Source organism: Pontibacter beigongshangensis, assembly GCF_014332515.1.
GTDB lineage: Bacteria > Bacteroidota > Bacteroidia > Cytophagales > Hymenobacteraceae > Pontibacter > Pontibacter beigongshangensis.
In genome coordinates, this window is record NZ_VFSD01000031.1 from 1 (window position 1) to 14,898 (window position 14,898).

The following is a 14,898-nucleotide window of genomic DNA, read 5'->3' on the forward strand; positions in this document are numbered from 1 at the left end:
AAAATTAGAAATATTAAAAGCATTAATGAAAGAAAAGACCTATTCCAATTATTCAAATAAAAAATGCCCTCCGGAGGCTCTGCTGCTTCTGCTGCTGCTATTGGCTGCCGTTCTGCTTCCGGGCTGCAGCAAAGACCTGGATTACGAACTGCCTTATGTTGGGGAGAAGCTGGTGATAAACGGCACCTTGTCGCCGGACAGTGTGGTGAGCCTGCGGGTCAGCAAGACGATGCCTGTGAGCGGTGACTTTCGCTCGAACCTGCGCCTCGCAGATGCTCAGGTGGCGTTCTTCGAGGAGGGCGTTTTTCTGGAGAATCTGCTTCATACCACGGATGGCACTTACCGCTCCTCCTCCGGCTTTAAACCTATTCCGGGCAAAGCTTACCATGTGCAGGTTTCCGCTCCCGGGCTTGCCACCGCCGAGACACTGCCAGAGCGGGTGCCTTTTCCGCCGCAGGTAGGGTACTATGCATTTGAAGAAGAAATAAAATCGATGCTCAACAATGTGCCCACACGCAAGCTGACCCTCGAAATTTTAGATGACGGCAGCACAACTGATTTCTACAACATTCATATGCAGCAATACTACAAAGGTGCGCCTATAACAGCACCTGCCTTTTATAGCGACAAATTTCTGGAGGCAGGCGACCCATGCGGTTTTCTGGGAAACGGCAATGAATTTAACTTATCGGATATCTGCTTTAACGGGAATGCCTATACGGTGAATATTGGGGTAGAACTGCACGGAACAGCTGTCATTAACAATGAGCAGCGGAATGTGGATGCGCAACAGGTTGTGGTAAGGCTTCGGAACATTAGCAGAGACTATTACAAACACCTGGAGAGCAACTACGAGCCTAACGGCATTGAACTGGCCTTTTCGGGGCAAAATATCATCTACTCTAATGTAAAAGGCGGCTTTGGCATGCTGGCGGCCTACAACGAACAGAAAATCATCATTCAACTATAAAACAGGCGCAAGCTATTCAATCCACATTATTACATGCAAGTAAAACATCTTCTCCTTCCAACTTCTTTTGCCTTTGGGGCAACGCTGATGGCTACCGCCCAGGATGCCAGCGTCGAAAAATCTGTGTATGGCCTCCAGACCGGACTTCTGGGCATTTGGGCACACAACGAATCCAGGATTACCGATAGGTTTGCGATCCGGTCTGAAGTCGGGTTTGATGCCGGCTTTTTTGGCGGTGGCTTCAACGAGAGTAACATAGGCTATGTATTTACGCCGGTGCTTACGGTGGAGCCCAGGTGGTACTATAACCTGAAGAAGCGGGATAGCAAAGGTAAGCGCACGGCCAACAACAGCGCCAACTTCCTCACGGCCAAAATAAACTATCACCCCGACTGGTTCACCATCTCCAGCGACGACAGGATGGTATTCAACCAGGTAGCCTTTGTCCCGACCTGGGGTATCAGAAGAGTGTTGGGCAGGCATTTCACCTTCGAAGCAGCCATCGGCCTCGGCTACCGCTACGTGTTCCGGAAGAGCCATGGCTTTAGCACGAATGTAGGAGAAGCAGCCGTGGATCTGGATTTGAGGATAGGTTATACCTTTTAAAACCTCTTAGCTAGTGGTGCTGCAGGCTTTGCATAAGGAGCAGCAGGAGCAGCAGAGCCTCCAGAGGCTATTTTTCATTAGAATAACTGATGTCACGCAGGAGGTTTTTGTCCCCCTTTGAAGTTGATCTTGTAGGGATAAAATCAAAATCTAATGCGATGTATTGTTCGCTAGTGCGAGCTTGCAGCTCGTACTTTTATTCCACTTGATCATTCGAATTGAGCAAAATCAGGTTGTGTAAGAGTTGATGCTTTATATGCTATAGCCCAAAGAGAAAAAAGGTACGAGCTACAAGCTCGCACCAGCGGCGTATGCATACCGCTAGTTTAGGCGCAGCCGTAACTTGTGGGAAAAATGAGGCAAGTTTTCAACTTGCGAAATGGAGGTTTGCGCAAGTTGAAAACTTGCCATCATACTAAACCACATTTACGCTGCGCCTAAACTTGCGGCATAAATACTTTTCACAATCACATATATCGCTATAGCTACCCCTCAATATGTTATGCACTTTAATTATTTAGAAATTCAGCCTTCAGCAGTTACCGGTGCAGAAAGGCATCTGCAACAATAAGCTTTAAAAGCAAAGAGGCTGCACCAGATGATGGGCAGCCTCTTTGTTATCTTAAAATCGCCGGATGGCTTACATACTCAGGTAGAGATTTCGCTCGGAGTACACTTTTACAAAGTAGTCGTCCTGCAGGTCGTCTATAAAGTAGATGGCCTCGCCTGTCGATTTCATCTCCGGCCCCAGCTCCTTGTTCACTTCCGGGAACTTGCTGTGCGAGAACACCGGCACCTTAATCGCGTAGCCGTGCTTGTATGGGTTAAAGTTGAAGTCCTTGATCTTCTTCTCGCCCAGCATCAGCTTGGTAGCGTAGTTGATGTACGGCTCACGGTAAGCCTTGGCAATAAACGGAATGGTTCGTGAAGCCCGTGGGTTGGCCTCGATCACGTACACCACCTCGTTCTTTACCGCAAACTGTATGTTGATGATGCCAACTGTGTTCAGGGCCAGCGCGATCTTTTTGGTATATTCCTCTATTTTCTCAATCACATTTTTTGAAAGGTCGAACGGAGGCAGCACCGCGTAGGAGTCGCCGGAGTGGATGCCAGCCGGCTCAATGTGCTCCATAATACCGCAGATGTGCACGTCCTCTCCATCGGAGATGGCGTCGGCTTCGGCTTCTATGGCATTGTCGAGGAAGTGGTCGAGCAGTACTTTGTTGCCCGGGTGGTCTTTCAGCAAGTCGATTACATGGGCTTCCAGTTCCTTCTCGTTAATCACGATTTTCATGCTCTGGCCACCTAACACGTAGCTGGGGCGCACCAGCAGCGGGAAATTGAGTTTTTTGCAAAGCTCCAGCGCCTCCTCAGCCGACTCGATCACACCAAACGGCGGGTACGGAATATCCAGTTCGCGCAGCAGCGTAGAGAACGAGCCTCTGTCTTCGGCCAGGTCGAGGGCTTTGTAGCTCGTGCCGATGATCTTGATGCCGTAACGGTCCAGTTTCTCCGCCAGTTTCAGGGCCGTCTGGCCACCGAGCTGCACAATTACGCCTTCCGGTTTTTCGTGCAGAATGATGTCGTAGATATGCTCCCAGAACACGGGCTCGAAGTACAGCTTGTCAGCAATGTCGAAGTCGGTACTTACGGTTTCGGGGTTACAGTTGATCATGATGGTTTCGTAGCCGCACTCTTTGGCCGCCAGCACGCCATGCACGCAGCTGTAGTCGAACTCGATGCCCTGCCCGATCCGGTTCGGACCTGAACCAAGCACTACGATCTTCTTCTTATCCGACACGATGCTCTCGTTCTCGCCGTCGAAGGTGCTGTAGTAGTACGGTGTTTTGGCTTCGAACTCAGCCGCGCAGGTGTCTACCATTTTAAAGCCGCGCAGTATGCCAAGCTCGGTGCGCAGCGTGTGCACTTCGCTTTCGAGGCAACGCAGGATGTGCGCCAGCTGGCGGTCTGAGAAGCCCTTTACCTTGGCCTCGCGCAGCAGCTCTGCCGGCAGGGTTTTCAGGTTGTACTTGCCAACTTCGCGCTCTATCATTTCCAGCTCCTCGATCTGCTCCAGGAACCAGGGGTCTATTTTGGTCAGTTTCTGGATGGTGCTGGTCGGGATGCCGGCATGCATGGCATCTTTAATGCAGAACAGGCGGTTCCAGCTCGGGTTTTTCAGGTTATAGATCAGCTGATCGTAGTCCGTCATTTCCTTGCCATCGGCGCCGATGCCGTTTCGCTTGATCTCCAGGCTCTGGCAGGCCTTCTGCAGCGCCTCCTGGAAGGTGCGGCCGATGCCCATTACCTCGCCCACACTCTTCATCTGCAGACCCAGGGTGCGGTTCACGCCTTTAAACTTATCGAAGTTCCAGCGCGGTATTTTCACGATCACATAGTCCAGGGCCGGCTCGAAGTAAGCCGAAGTAGTTTTAGTGATAGAGTTCTTTAATTCGTCGAGGTTATACCCGATGGCCAGCTTGGCAGCCACTTTGGCGATAGGGTAACCGGTAGCTTTAGAGGCCAGCGCCGAAGAGCGCGATACGCGAGGGTTGATCTCGATGGCAATGATGGTGTCGTCTACGGGGCTTACCGAGAACTGCACGTTACAGCCACCGGCAAACTGCCCGATACCGTTCATCATTTTAATGGCCAGGTCGCGCATTTGCTGGTACACGGTGTCTGGCAGGGTCATGGCAGGTGCCACGGTTATGGAGTCGCCGGTGTGTATGCCCATCGGGTCGAAGTTCTCGATGGAGCAGATAATGATCACATTGCCTGCATTGTCGCGAAGCAGCTCCAGTTCGTACTCTTTCCAGCCCATAATGCTTTGCTCCACCAGCACCTCGTGTGTAGGGGAAGCATGCAATCCACGTGTCAGGGCGGCGTCGAATTCCTCCGGTGTGTTCACGAAGCCACCGCCTGTGCCACCCAGCGTAAACGAAGGGCGGATCACCAGCGGGAAACCGATTTCCTGTGCAATTTCTTTTCCTTCCAGAAACGAGGTGGCTGTTTCGCCTTTACAAACGTTTACTCCCAGCTCGATCATTTTAAGTCGGAACTGCTCGCGGTCTTCCGTCGTTTCGATGGCTTTTATATCCACGCCAATAATTTTGACGCCATATTTTTTCCAGATACCCGCGTTCTCGCATTCTATGGCAAGGTTCAGAGCGGTCTGCCCTCCCATGGTAGGCAAAACGGCATCGATCTGGTGCTTCTCCAGTATATCAATGATATACTTTTTCTCGAGTGGCTTGAGGTACACATTGTCCGCCGTGATGCTATCCGTCATGATAGTGGCCGGGTTGGAATTGATGAGCGTTACTTCTATTCCTTCTTCGCGGAGAGAACGGGCGGCCTGAGAGCCGGAGTAATCAAATTCGCAGGCCTGGCCGATGATAATAGGACCAGAGCCGATAATAAGAACAGATTTAATACTGGTGTCTTTTGGCATGTGTGTTTGGTAGGTATAAATTGCTCAAAATTAGTGCAAAATCTTCAGGCAATCAATAAAAAATATTGCCTGCCCCACCAAATATGCCCTCAGACTGTAAAAAACGTGATTTTAACAACAGATTTTACTGCCAACACCCTCCTGGCACCCCAAAGCAGCGGCATCCTGATCCGGCAAACAAGGCAGCAGCAGAGGCAGCAGCTCCCGGAGGGGCCTTTTGATTAGAATAATTGCGCTGGAGCCCAGCCAAATTAAAAATCAGAAATGATGGCAAGTCTGCTTTCCTGGCCTTTGCTGAAGCCACTTTACCTGTGTTTTATCCGGGCTTGCTAATTTTTCAGAACAGTTTTGCCTACCGGCCACTTAGCGGTTTCAGGAAAACCCAGGTCTCGCCGGGCGCGGCATCCGGAATTCCCTCCTGGTACTTTTTCATGAGGTTGTTCCAATCGTCTACGCGCGGGTTGTTTTCGGCCGTTTTAGGGTCCAGTTCCTCCAGGCTTGCTCCTTTTGGTATGCTGATGATCAGCATAAGCTGCCGGCCATATTTAAATAACTGCAACTGCTGAAAACTGGCGTTGCAGAATCCGCGGGCCACCTCCGGCCACTCCTCAAACTGCGTGGCATGGTAGTCGAGATACTCTTTTTGCAGCGTCGAATCCTGAACCAGGCTGGCCGTGAGGATAATATTGTCCCATTCCTTTTCGGTAGTGGCACCTGCACAATGCTTTGAGCGCTTAAACTCATAAAAGGGCGCATGGTATATTTTGACGTAATCATGTTTAAAGCGGGCCAGCAAATCTTTCCGGATGGCATAAGGGTTCTTAACCGGGCCATAAATAACGGCATGATTATGCCACTGGTAAATGTTGGAGGCCGACAACCCGTATTTTTTGCAGACCTCCAGCAGCAGCTTCGTATCGTGTTGCCGGCCAGACTCACTCACAAGCTCAATCACCATTGTGTTTCTGGAGTGGCCGGGTTCTGCAGTTTCCGTAACGGGGGCAATTTCCGGCAGCAGAAATGCGCCCGTGGTTCCGGCATGTGTGCGGGCTGCTTCGGGGTAAGCCAGGTTTTCTGTTGCATTTAACTCTACTGCCAGAAAGCTGAAAAGCAAATACAGGCATAGCGTTACAGACTGCTTCATAATATTGGTCATAGCGTATAGGTTACATGTACTGCCGGGCTACAGCGATGCCGCATGGCCATCACGTTTAAAGGCAATTTCCCTAATTTCTCTTTTAAATGCTTAATCGCAAAACAATTTGCAGGAAAAGCTACAGGGAGTGGCGTGCAGCCAGCCTGTTTTGTGTGTGGCAGGAAATAAATAGCTGTGCTGTCTTTGGCTGATGATAAACCTGCCATAGGCTCCTTCGCCTCCACAGCTGCCTTTTAAGGGCAGGCAGGTTAGTTTTGCAGCATAGCAGCAGCAGCAGCAGAACCGTCGGAGGGTGTTTTTGATTGGAATAATTCATAGGCTGCGCCCCTCGTCATTACCTTATCTGAGCCCACAAAACCATTTGGAAGGCTCTTCGCCTTAAGGGTGATTCTTTCAGCAGAAGCCGATGGAGGGCCCTTTTGATTAGAATAATTCGCGTTTCGGCAACTGACAGGGTGTGCTCAGAGTACAGTTTAATAGAACTTAACCGAATACAGCTATGGAAGCACCAAGAGACGACGACTTCATCACCAACTCCGATGAAAGCAAAGTAGTACCGGACGATAATCCCGAACCCCTGGAGGGCATAAAAACCGATGAACCCGATAAAACAGCAGATAACAACAGCGGCAATAAAAGCGAAGAAAGCAGCACCAGCCAGAAGCCTGCAGAGCCGCAAAAGTAAGTAGCGCCGGCCAGGGCAAAAGCAGTATAAACCAAACCCCGGTACGCTACCCGCTCCGGCACGCCTACAGGGGTTTGGTTTATACAAGCGGCTAATTTGCGGGCTGCGGTAACACTGCCTGAACCTTTAGAACGCATGCTCAGCGCTTTCAAAGTCTTGTACTTTACTTATGTTCTTTCCTACAACCTCTTCCGCTGCGGCACGCAGCCCCCTGTTTACCTGCAAAGCATGTATATGCCTGTAAAATAAAGAATTGCAATTCACAAAACTCCTGTCAAGTAAATTTTTTATAGATGATCCTGGCTGTAAAAAATTTTGTTTAAATTATATTTTTTATTATTATTACACATTATTTTTCCACACAAAATCAGGATGGTTTGTTTTCAATCAGAATATATCCATGTTGAATACCATGCAGAAGACAAGATACTGGTATGCCAATGGTACGGAGGCTGCAGCAGCCTGCAGTACAGACAGGCGCTTATCAAATCGATTCGGTATGCCAGGCAATTCGACGTAGACTATGTCATTTTCGACAGGAGGCTGCTCCCCCCTATTGCCGAGGAAGACTTTGAATGGACGCTTGATTTTATTTACAAAACCTTTCATCTGCTTCCCCTGAAGCGGTTCGCATCAGTTAGCGCCTTCGATGTGCTGGCCGAACGCCAGCAACAAATCATTCTTCGCCAGAACCAGAAACAACTCCCCTTCGAGACGCGCAGTTTTGGCGATCTCACCTCTGCTTACGAGTGGCTTGTAGGCCACGCATAAGGCTCCTGCCTCTTTTTACCTGCTGCTGCTGCCGTTTTCAGTCGTCCCTCAGAAATTAGCCTGTCGGCCTGGGCTATATACCAGAATATTTGCATTTATTTATATATTGCTTTTTAAAAGCACCATGTCAGAGCTGTTGGTGTAGTGGCCGGCATCCTGCCAGCCAGCTCCTAAACTATTGAAGAGCAATAACATATTTTTTGGGCAAAGCGAAGGCCTGAGCCATTAATATGCAGGCCTTTAACCTCATGAGATTTGTTTTACTTCAGAGTTTCTGTAACAGCTTCTTTAAATTCTTCACCTTACTTGTGGTTACAAATATGCTGCTTCTAACCTTATCGCCCTTAAACCGAATGAAGTACCTGCTGCTGTGTTTGCTGCTGCTACCTGGGCTAACCGGCAAGCTGTGGGCTGCTAAGCTGCCAGCCACTGATACCTTGCGGCTCAAACAACATATAACCGCCCTCACGTCTACGGCTGCGCCCAGGAACTATAAAAACCTGGCAGACCTCAACCAGGCAGCTGCCTATATTAAGAGCGAATTCGAGCAATTGGAGGGGCAGGTGGAGGAGCAGACCTATCGGGTGGGCCAGCAGGAATACCGCAACATCATCCTGTCGGTGGGGCCTGCCGATGCGCCCCGGCTTATTGTGGGCGCCCACTACGATGTTTGTGGCGAGCAGGCAGGCGCCGACGACAATGCCAGTGGGGTGGCCGGGCTGCTGGAGCTTGCCCGCCTGCTGCACCAGCAGCCGCTCCGCCACCGCATCGACCTGGTAGCCTACACACTGGAGGAACCGCCGTATTTCCGGACGGAGCACATGGGCAGCTTTGTGCATGCGCAGTCGCTGCAGCAGGCGCAGGCAGAGGTGGCAGGCATGGTGTCGCTGGAGATGATCGGGTATTTCTCAGACCAGAAAAACTCCCAGCGCTACCCCTTCAAACCAATGAAGCTGGTGTATGGCAGCAGGGGCAATTACATAAGCGTGGTTCAGAAGTTCGGCAACGGCAAGTTCGGGCGACAGTTTAAAAGGCAGTTTAGGGCAGAGGCGCCGTTGCGGGTAAAATCAGTAAGAGCGCCCGCCTTTGTGCCTGGCATCGATTTCTCCGACCACCGCAACTACTGGCATTTCGGGTACAGCGCCCTGATGGTTACCGACACAGCTTTTTACAGAAACAGCAACTACCATAAACCCACCGACACAGCCGATACCCTGGACCTGCTACGGATGGGGCAAGTGGTGGACGGCGTGTATAAGGCCATTCTTAAACTGAGTAAAAAAACATAGGCTGACGGAGGGGTGCAACTCGTATTATATGTACATCTTATTATATGCAATTCGTATAATATAATACGGTAGTCATTGCCTGTATCGCGCAACCTTGGACAGTAAGCTATTTTATTCACCTTAGACCATGTTTAAACACCATGTTGTACTTATTGCTGAAGTTGATTGTAAGGGCAGGGCTTTGGGTGTTTTTCCGAAAGTTTGAGGTGCGTAACCGCTCCCGGATGCCAAAGCGCGGACCGCTGCTGGTAGTTAGCAACCACCCCAACACCTTTATGGACCCGCTGGTGATAGCAGTGCTCCTGCGGCAGCAGGTATTTTTTATTACCAAAGGCACCGTGTTTAACACGCCCTTTAAGAAATGGCTGCTCCGGCACATGAACATGATCCCGATACACCGGCAGCAGGATGCGCCGGGGCAGCGGGTAAACAACGCAGCAGCATTCCAGGCTTGTTTCACGGCCCTGAAGCACCGCAAAACCTTGCTTATTTTCCCGGAAGGCACCAGCTTTAAAGAGCGCAGGCTGCGCCCGCTGAAAACCGGGACCGCCCGCATGGCCCTGGGAGCCGAAGCGGCAGGAGCAGCCGTGGCAGGCATTACTATACTGCCCGTAGGCCTGAATTACTCCGACCCTACTCACTTCCGGAGCGATGTGTTTGTAAACGTAGGCAAACCTATAGCGGCAGCTTCTTTCCTGCCTGCCTATTACGACAATGCCGCTGCGGCTGCCAATGCCCTGACCGACCACCTGCGGCAACAACTCGAGCGGCTCATCATCGTGACTCCCTCTGATGAGGACGACGCCCTGATCCGCCACATTGAGCAGCTCTATAAACGTCATTTAGCGGCAGAGGTGCCCGCCGATGCTCCCGAGCATGAGCAGGACTTTCTGATAACCAGGGCCATTGCCAACAGCCTGCACTATTTTAATCAGAATAACCCGGCACAGGTAGAAACCATCAAGCAACAGGTTAAAGCTTATATGCTGGAGCTGGAACAGATCGGCCTGAACGATTCCTTGCTCAGCACAGACGAAGAAGGGCAGCTGTGGCAGAACCTGAAGTTCGGCACTTACCTGCTACTGGGGTTTCCGCTATATGCTTATGGCCTTGTTAATAATTACCTTCCCTATATTATTCCCTCCAAAGTAGCCAACCTTCTTACTGCAGAAGAGGAATTTAGAGCACCGGTTATGCTCACAGTCGGCATATTCTCGTTTCCGGTGCTGTACCTGCTCCAGGCTTTCCTTTTCTGGAAGCTTAACCCTGCTGTAATTTACCTGCTACTCTACCTGCTCAGTCTGCCAGTGAGCGGGTTCTTCACACTGCATTACTGGCACATTTTCAAGCGGGCAAAAGGTCAATGGCTCCTGATGCGGCTCTTCTCAAAAAGTAAGGAGCAGATCGCCCGGCTGAGAGTGCAGCGTCAGGAAATAGTAGATGCCCTTGAACTTGCGAAAAAGCATTATTTAAAGGTCCGGTAATCTAAATTTTTAAACCTGAGCACATACAGCCGTCAACTATTACGTATTAACACGCGCTTTAATTACGTACTTATCACTTAACACCCCATTTCACCTTAAATATTTACACCTGTTTATATTACCGCAAATGAAATTTTTCTAAGGCAGGCGATATCTATTTTTCGCATGTCCCGTAAAAGGTGAACTAGAATCAAGTTATAAATTCATTAATGCTTACAACTATGAAAAAGACTTATGTATCATTGCTGGCGTCGGCGTTTATGGCTGCAACCGTATTTTCATCTTGCTCCAGCAACACCACAGCAACTGAAAGCGACGGAACGTACGGCACAGAAGACACAATGGATAATAATACAACGACAGGAACTACTACCGGAACAACAACCGGCACTACTTCCGGCACCACCACGGGCATGACAACTGGTACTACCACCGGAACGACTACTGGTACTACCACCGGAACGACTACTGGTACTACTTCTGGCACTACCACAGGCATGACTACTGGCACAACGACAGGAACAACAACCGGCACTACCACGGGCATGACGACTGGTACTACAACTGGTACTACTACTGGTACTACTACCGGAACGACAACTGGCACAACGACAGGTACTACTACTGGTACAACAACTGGAGGAACTACTTCTGGCACTACTACCGGCACCACAACCTACTAAGCAATAAGTACAGATTATATATCTAATAGCTAATAAAACAGAAAGGCAGGCACATTGGGTGCTTTGCCTTTCTGTTTTATTGGTAGTATCAGATTCTAACAGATGAATTACCTGGGTTGGTATTTACGGAAAGTATTTACTGTTGACCTTCGCGCCATTGCCGTGATGCGCATCTGGCTGGCAGGAATTGTACTTACTGACCTGGCCATCAGAGCCTCCGACCTGGAAGCTCATTATTCTAACATGGGCGTGCTCCCGCTGCATGTGCTGCACCAACACGCCTGGAACCCTTATTATTTCTCATTGCATGCCCTGAGTGGCCTTTGGCAGTTTCAGGCAGTGTTGTTTGCTGGTGCCGCCATATCTGCGCTTTGCCTGCTGTTTGGTTATAAAACCAGGGTCGCCACAGTCGTGACCTGGCTGCTGCTGCTCTCGTTGCAGAACCGGAACGTCCTTATTTCGCAGGGTGGCGATGATCTGCTCCGCATGTTGCTATTCTGGGGTATTTTTCTGCCCTGGGGCAGGTGCTACTCCTACGATGCCACCAAAGCAGCCAGTCCCTTGCTGGAAACGCGATACTTCAGCGCAGCCACGGTGGCCTACATCCTGCAGATATTCCTGGTTTACTTTTGCACCGCCCTGCTCAAAATAGCACCTGAGTGGCGCGAAGAAGGCACGGCACTGTACTACGCCCTCAGCCTGGACCAGATACTGATGCCCGTTGGCCGGCTCATTTACCCTTACCCGGAGCTGCTGCGGTTCCTCACTTTCTTCACCTTCTACACAGAGTTACTGCTGCCGTTTCTGCTGCTCATTCCTTTTAAAAACTGGTTTTTCAGGTTGGTGGTGGCGGGTGTGCTGCTGTGCTTCCATATTGGCATTAGCCTCACACTTTTTGTGGGTCTCTTCTACCTCATTAATATTGCCTCAGCCGTGGGCCTGTTACCTCCTGTAGCCATGGATTGGGCCGAAAGGCGCTTTCTTGCCTCTTTCAGGCGGCCTTTTACAGGGCAGTTCCAGCATATTTTCAGACGGATTAAATTCCCGGCCTCCATGCAGGTGCAGGTCCGGCTTCATCGTCCTTTTCTGAAACAACCGGTACAGCGCCAGATCCGGGAGGGTGTGGTTGCTTTCCTGCTGCTCTACTGCATCTGGTGGAACCTGAGCGGCACCATCCTGAACCTGCCCAAGTTGCCAGACGAAGGCCGCTGGTTTGGCTACCTGCTCCGCACCGACCAGCACTGGGGCATGTTCTCGCCGGCTGTGTTTAAAGACGACGGCTGGTATGTGCTGGAGGGCAGCACCGCCAGCGGACGTAGCATTGACCTAAACCAGCAAGGCAAAGAGGTAGACTACATAAAACCAGCCTCCGTCATGGCCTTGTTCAAAAACGACAGGTGGCGGAAATATTCAGAGAACTACCTGTACATACACAATAGCTTTATGCGGCCCTACTATTGCAACTACGTGGTGCGCCGCTGGAACGAAGCCCATCCAAACCAGCCCATCCAGGAGCTCCAGGTGATCTACATGAAAGAGGTCTCCTTACCCGATTACCAGGTGGCTACCCCCACCAAAGAAGTGCTCTGCACCTGCGCCAACTTGCCGGAGTAATGGAATTTTGAATGAGTGAAGTGCGTCCGGCCGAGTGTCCTGCATCTTGTCTACTTTTCCTTCCTGGCCCGGGGAGCAATTATTCTAATGAAAAAGGCCCTCCAGAGGCTTTTTCAGATATTAGTCGACAGATGTTATGTTTTTCATCTGAACCTTTCAATAAGTTCCCTGCCTCAAGGCTTTAGAAGAATCTACAGGATGTAAGGGCACACCTCTGGTGCAGCATCAGCAACACAAAAAAAGACCTTTCTGATTAAAATAATTTACCTGTGGAAGCTGTTATATACCTCCAGAGTAATTATTACAATCAAAAAGGCCCTCCAGAGGTTTTTCCCTTTGCTGCTGCTTTAAAAGGGAGGATAATAAACCCCGCGGTTTTAATCTTCTTCAGAGTCAGACGCTAGCAGGCTGCCTACTGTGGCTGCTACCAAGCCTCCCAGCATATACAAGCCGAATGCCATGACTTTGGTCTGGTTGGTGCGGTTGCTCGGGGCTTCGCCTAAGCCTAAGGGGCCAGGCAAAACCACGGCACCTATTCCTGCACTTGCGCCCAGTATGGCGCCTCGCCACCAGGCGCTTGGACCGGTGCCTGCCAGGCTGTAATACAAGGAGTTGGAAACAATGTCACCAACCAGGGCCCAGGTGTGCAACTCGTCGTTGGCAGGTGGTTCGGCACCAGCCTTTTTCATGGTTTTGGAAATAGCACGCATCCCGAGCACATCCATACGGGGCGCATCCGGCACTATTCTTCTTACAGTTTCGTGTACTACCGTCACGAAACAGGCACCAGCCAGGCCACCTGCCAGGGCTCTTAACATGTTGTCGGTTTCTTTGTTCATAGCTTTTGTGTTATCTGGGGTTTTATACGCAATATGAGAGGGCGTTGGCAAGCAAGCACAGACTAGGCTGATAGCATTTTATTTAACACGTTAGTAGCTAGAGAATTACAACTACACTCACCAGGTTGAATTTGTTGAGACGGCTCCTAAATTCAGGTGTAGTGGGTGACGGAGCAGCTCACTTCCGGGTTTCCAAAGAAGTAATGCGGCTCCTGAAAGAAGCACTCAGGAACAATAATGTTTTACTGGAGTCTTTTTCAGGCAGCCGCTGCCTGGCGGTATCCTATTCTGAACAGGATTCAAACCAGGTGCACGCCTTTGCGTGGATAACCATGCACGCTTTCCCCGCAGCAACAGGCTGGGGGTATACTGGATATATTTAAGTAGGATTAAGGCCTCCAAAAGGTATTCCCGCCAGCCTTCACAGCCTCACTTCGACCGGCAGGAATTACCGGAATCACTTCCGGGCTGTTATCCATGTTGTATTTTCTCCCATCAGCAGGTATTATTTTCAGATTCCAACTCGACCTTCCGGACACAGGAGCATGAACGTAGCTGGTACCAACGAGCAAATGGCGGCCATCGGGCGAGAATTCGGCCATGTTCTCGCCCGAGTCGCTCTCCGTGACTTGTGTTAATTCGGTCCCGTCTATGTTCATCAGGTAGATGTGCCTGCCAATATAAAGCGAAAGCCTTTTCCCGTCTCTGCTGGTGCGGATGTTGCCCCACTGCTCGTAGTTCATCTCCTTTACCAGGGTTAGATTGGTGTAAGGCGGGTCTGCCTTGAGCAGGTATTTATCATCGAAGCGCACCAACAGGCTGTTGCCCGGCAGCCAGCAAGCCTTGTCGCCTAAGGTGAGCTTTTTACCGTTGATGCCCTCCATGTGGTATATCTCCTCCCCGTTCATGTCCAGTAGCACGATGCCATTGTCGAAGTGGGGCTGCAGCAGAATCAGGGAGTTGTCAGGTGAGAGCTCGCCTGCATAGTCCCGGGTGCTCCCGTTTTTCGGTATATAAACAAAATCGTTGAGAATGCTGCCGTCCGCAGTGCTTACCAGCATAAACCGCGTTTCATAGATAGTGCCCGCAGGCCGCTCGCTGATGAGGCGCAGCTTGCCGTCCAGGCTCACATCCCAGCCGTTGGTGGAGTAGGCATTGTAGGAAAAGTAATTACTCTCCGTGCCGGTCTTCAGGTCTATCTGCTTCACATCTGAGGTATAATTGTAGATGATGGTTCCGCTCAGGGAGTTGGCAGCAGGCCCCTGGTCCTCGTCATCGTCTTTGGAGCAGGACAACAACAAGGCAAGGGCGCAGAAAACAGGAATTAATCTAATAAATTTCATAGTC

General features: G+C 50.4%; 12 protein-coding genes. 8 read left to right on the forward strand and 4 right to left on the reverse strand.

Annotated features, from left to right (window positions below; all coding sequences use genetic code 11):
- Positions 1 to 25 precede the first annotated feature (25 nt).
- Positions 26 to 970, forward strand: a complete 945-nt coding sequence (locus FJM74_RS20370) for a DUF4249 domain-containing protein (RefSeq protein ID WP_187264489.1) — start codon at positions 26 to 28, stop codon at positions 968 to 970.
- Positions 971 to 1,003: 33 nt separating this feature from the next.
- On the forward strand, positions 1,004 to 1,576 hold the full coding sequence (locus FJM74_RS20375; protein WP_187264490.1) for a hypothetical protein: 573 nt from the start codon (positions 1,004 to 1,006) through the stop codon (positions 1,574 to 1,576).
- Positions 1,577 to 2,216: 640 nt separating this feature from the next.
- Here FJM74_RS20375 and carB read toward each other — a convergent pair.
- Together carB and FJM74_RS20385 are read right to left on the reverse strand one after the other, a co-directional pair.
- A complete protein-coding gene (gene carB, locus FJM74_RS20380) occupies positions 2,217 to 5,030 on the reverse strand; it encodes a carbamoyl-phosphate synthase large subunit (RefSeq protein WP_187264491.1) in 2,814 nt (937 codons plus the stop codon).
- Positions 5,031 to 5,382: 352 nt separating this feature from the next.
- On the reverse strand, positions 5,383 to 6,186 hold the full coding sequence (locus FJM74_RS20385) for an L-rhamnose mutarotase (RefSeq protein ID WP_187264492.1): 804 nt from the start codon (positions 6,184 to 6,186) through the stop codon (positions 5,383 to 5,385).
- Between the two features lie 499 nt (positions 6,187 to 6,685).
- On the opposite strand from FJM74_RS20385, the gene FJM74_RS20390 reads away from it, so the two are divergent.
- From FJM74_RS20390 to FJM74_RS20415, 6 genes are all read left to right on the forward strand, one after another.
- A complete protein-coding gene (locus FJM74_RS20390; RefSeq protein WP_187264493.1) occupies positions 6,686 to 6,871 on the forward strand; it encodes a hypothetical protein in 186 nt (61 codons plus the stop codon).
- 372 nt (positions 6,872 to 7,243) lie between these two features.
- Positions 7,244 to 7,642 carry a hypothetical protein gene (locus FJM74_RS20395; protein ID WP_187264494.1) on the forward strand — a complete coding sequence of 133 codons (399 nt, stop codon included), beginning with the start codon at positions 7,244 to 7,246 and terminating at the stop codon, positions 7,640 to 7,642.
- Positions 7,643 to 7,995: 353 nt separating this feature from the next.
- Complete coding sequence (locus FJM74_RS20400) at positions 7,996 to 8,931, forward strand: M28 family peptidase (protein ID WP_241739274.1); 936 nt, start codon at positions 7,996 to 7,998, stop codon at positions 8,929 to 8,931.
- 140 nt (positions 8,932 to 9,071) lie between these two features.
- Positions 9,072 to 10,415 carry a lysophospholipid acyltransferase family protein gene (locus tag FJM74_RS20405; protein ID WP_187264496.1) on the forward strand — a complete coding sequence of 448 codons (1,344 nt, stop codon included), beginning with the start codon at positions 9,072 to 9,074 and terminating at the stop codon, positions 10,413 to 10,415.
- Positions 10,416 to 10,636: 221 nt separating this feature from the next.
- On the forward strand, positions 10,637 to 11,098 hold the full coding sequence (locus FJM74_RS20410; protein WP_187264497.1) for a hypothetical protein: 462 nt from the start codon (positions 10,637 to 10,639) through the stop codon (positions 11,096 to 11,098).
- A gap of 102 nt (positions 11,099 to 11,200) precedes the next feature.
- Positions 11,201 to 12,712, forward strand: a complete 1,512-nt coding sequence (locus FJM74_RS20415; RefSeq protein WP_187264498.1) for an HTTM domain-containing protein — start codon at positions 11,201 to 11,203, stop codon at positions 12,710 to 12,712.
- Between the two features lie 377 nt (positions 12,713 to 13,089).
- On the opposite strand, the gene FJM74_RS20420 is transcribed toward FJM74_RS20415, so the two are convergent.
- Positions 13,090 to 13,551, reverse strand: coding sequence for a hypothetical protein (locus FJM74_RS20420; RefSeq protein WP_241739275.1), 462 nt, complete (start codon positions 13,549 to 13,551; stop codon positions 13,090 to 13,092).
- Positions 13,552 to 13,940: 389 nt separating this feature from the next.
- Entirely contained in the window at positions 13,941 to 14,894 is a 954-nt protein-coding gene (locus FJM74_RS20425; protein WP_187264499.1) for a TolB family protein, read from the reverse strand.
- Positions 14,895 to 14,898 lie beyond the last annotated feature (4 nt).

Excerpts from the sequence above, each read along its gene's own strand:
- FJM74_RS20370 (WP_187264489.1), top strand. The coding sequence starts at position 26 with ATGAAAGAAAAGACCTATTCCAATTATTCAAATAAAAAATGCCCTCCG.
- FJM74_RS20375 (WP_187264490.1), top strand. The coding sequence starts at position 1,004 with ATGCAAGTAAAACATCTTCTCCTTCCAACTTCTTTTGCCTTTGGGGCA.
- carB (WP_187264491.1), bottom strand. The coding sequence starts at position 5,030 with ATGCCAAAAGACACCAGTATTAAATCTGTTCTTATTATCGGCTCTGGT.
- FJM74_RS20385 (WP_187264492.1), bottom strand. The coding sequence starts at position 6,186 with ATGACCAATATTATGAAGCAGTCTGTAACGCTATGCCTGTATTTGCTT.
- FJM74_RS20390 (WP_187264493.1), top strand. The coding sequence starts at position 6,686 with ATGGAAGCACCAAGAGACGACGACTTCATCACCAACTCCGATGAAAGC.
- FJM74_RS20395 (WP_187264494.1), top strand. The coding sequence starts at position 7,244 with ATGGTTTGTTTTCAATCAGAATATATCCATGTTGAATACCATGCAGAA.
- FJM74_RS20400 (WP_241739274.1), top strand. The coding sequence starts at position 7,996 with ATGAAGTACCTGCTGCTGTGTTTGCTGCTGCTACCTGGGCTAACCGGC.
- FJM74_RS20405 (WP_187264496.1), top strand. The coding sequence starts at position 9,072 with ATGTTGTACTTATTGCTGAAGTTGATTGTAAGGGCAGGGCTTTGGGTG.
- FJM74_RS20410 (WP_187264497.1), top strand. The coding sequence starts at position 10,637 with ATGAAAAAGACTTATGTATCATTGCTGGCGTCGGCGTTTATGGCTGCA.
- FJM74_RS20415 (WP_187264498.1), top strand. The coding sequence starts at position 11,201 with ATGAATTACCTGGGTTGGTATTTACGGAAAGTATTTACTGTTGACCTT.
- FJM74_RS20420 (WP_241739275.1), bottom strand. The coding sequence starts at position 13,551 with ATGAACAAAGAAACCGACAACATGTTAAGAGCCCTGGCAGGTGGCCTG.
- FJM74_RS20425 (WP_187264499.1), bottom strand. The coding sequence starts at position 14,894 with ATGAAATTTATTAGATTAATTCCTGTTTTCTGCGCCCTTGCCTTGTTG.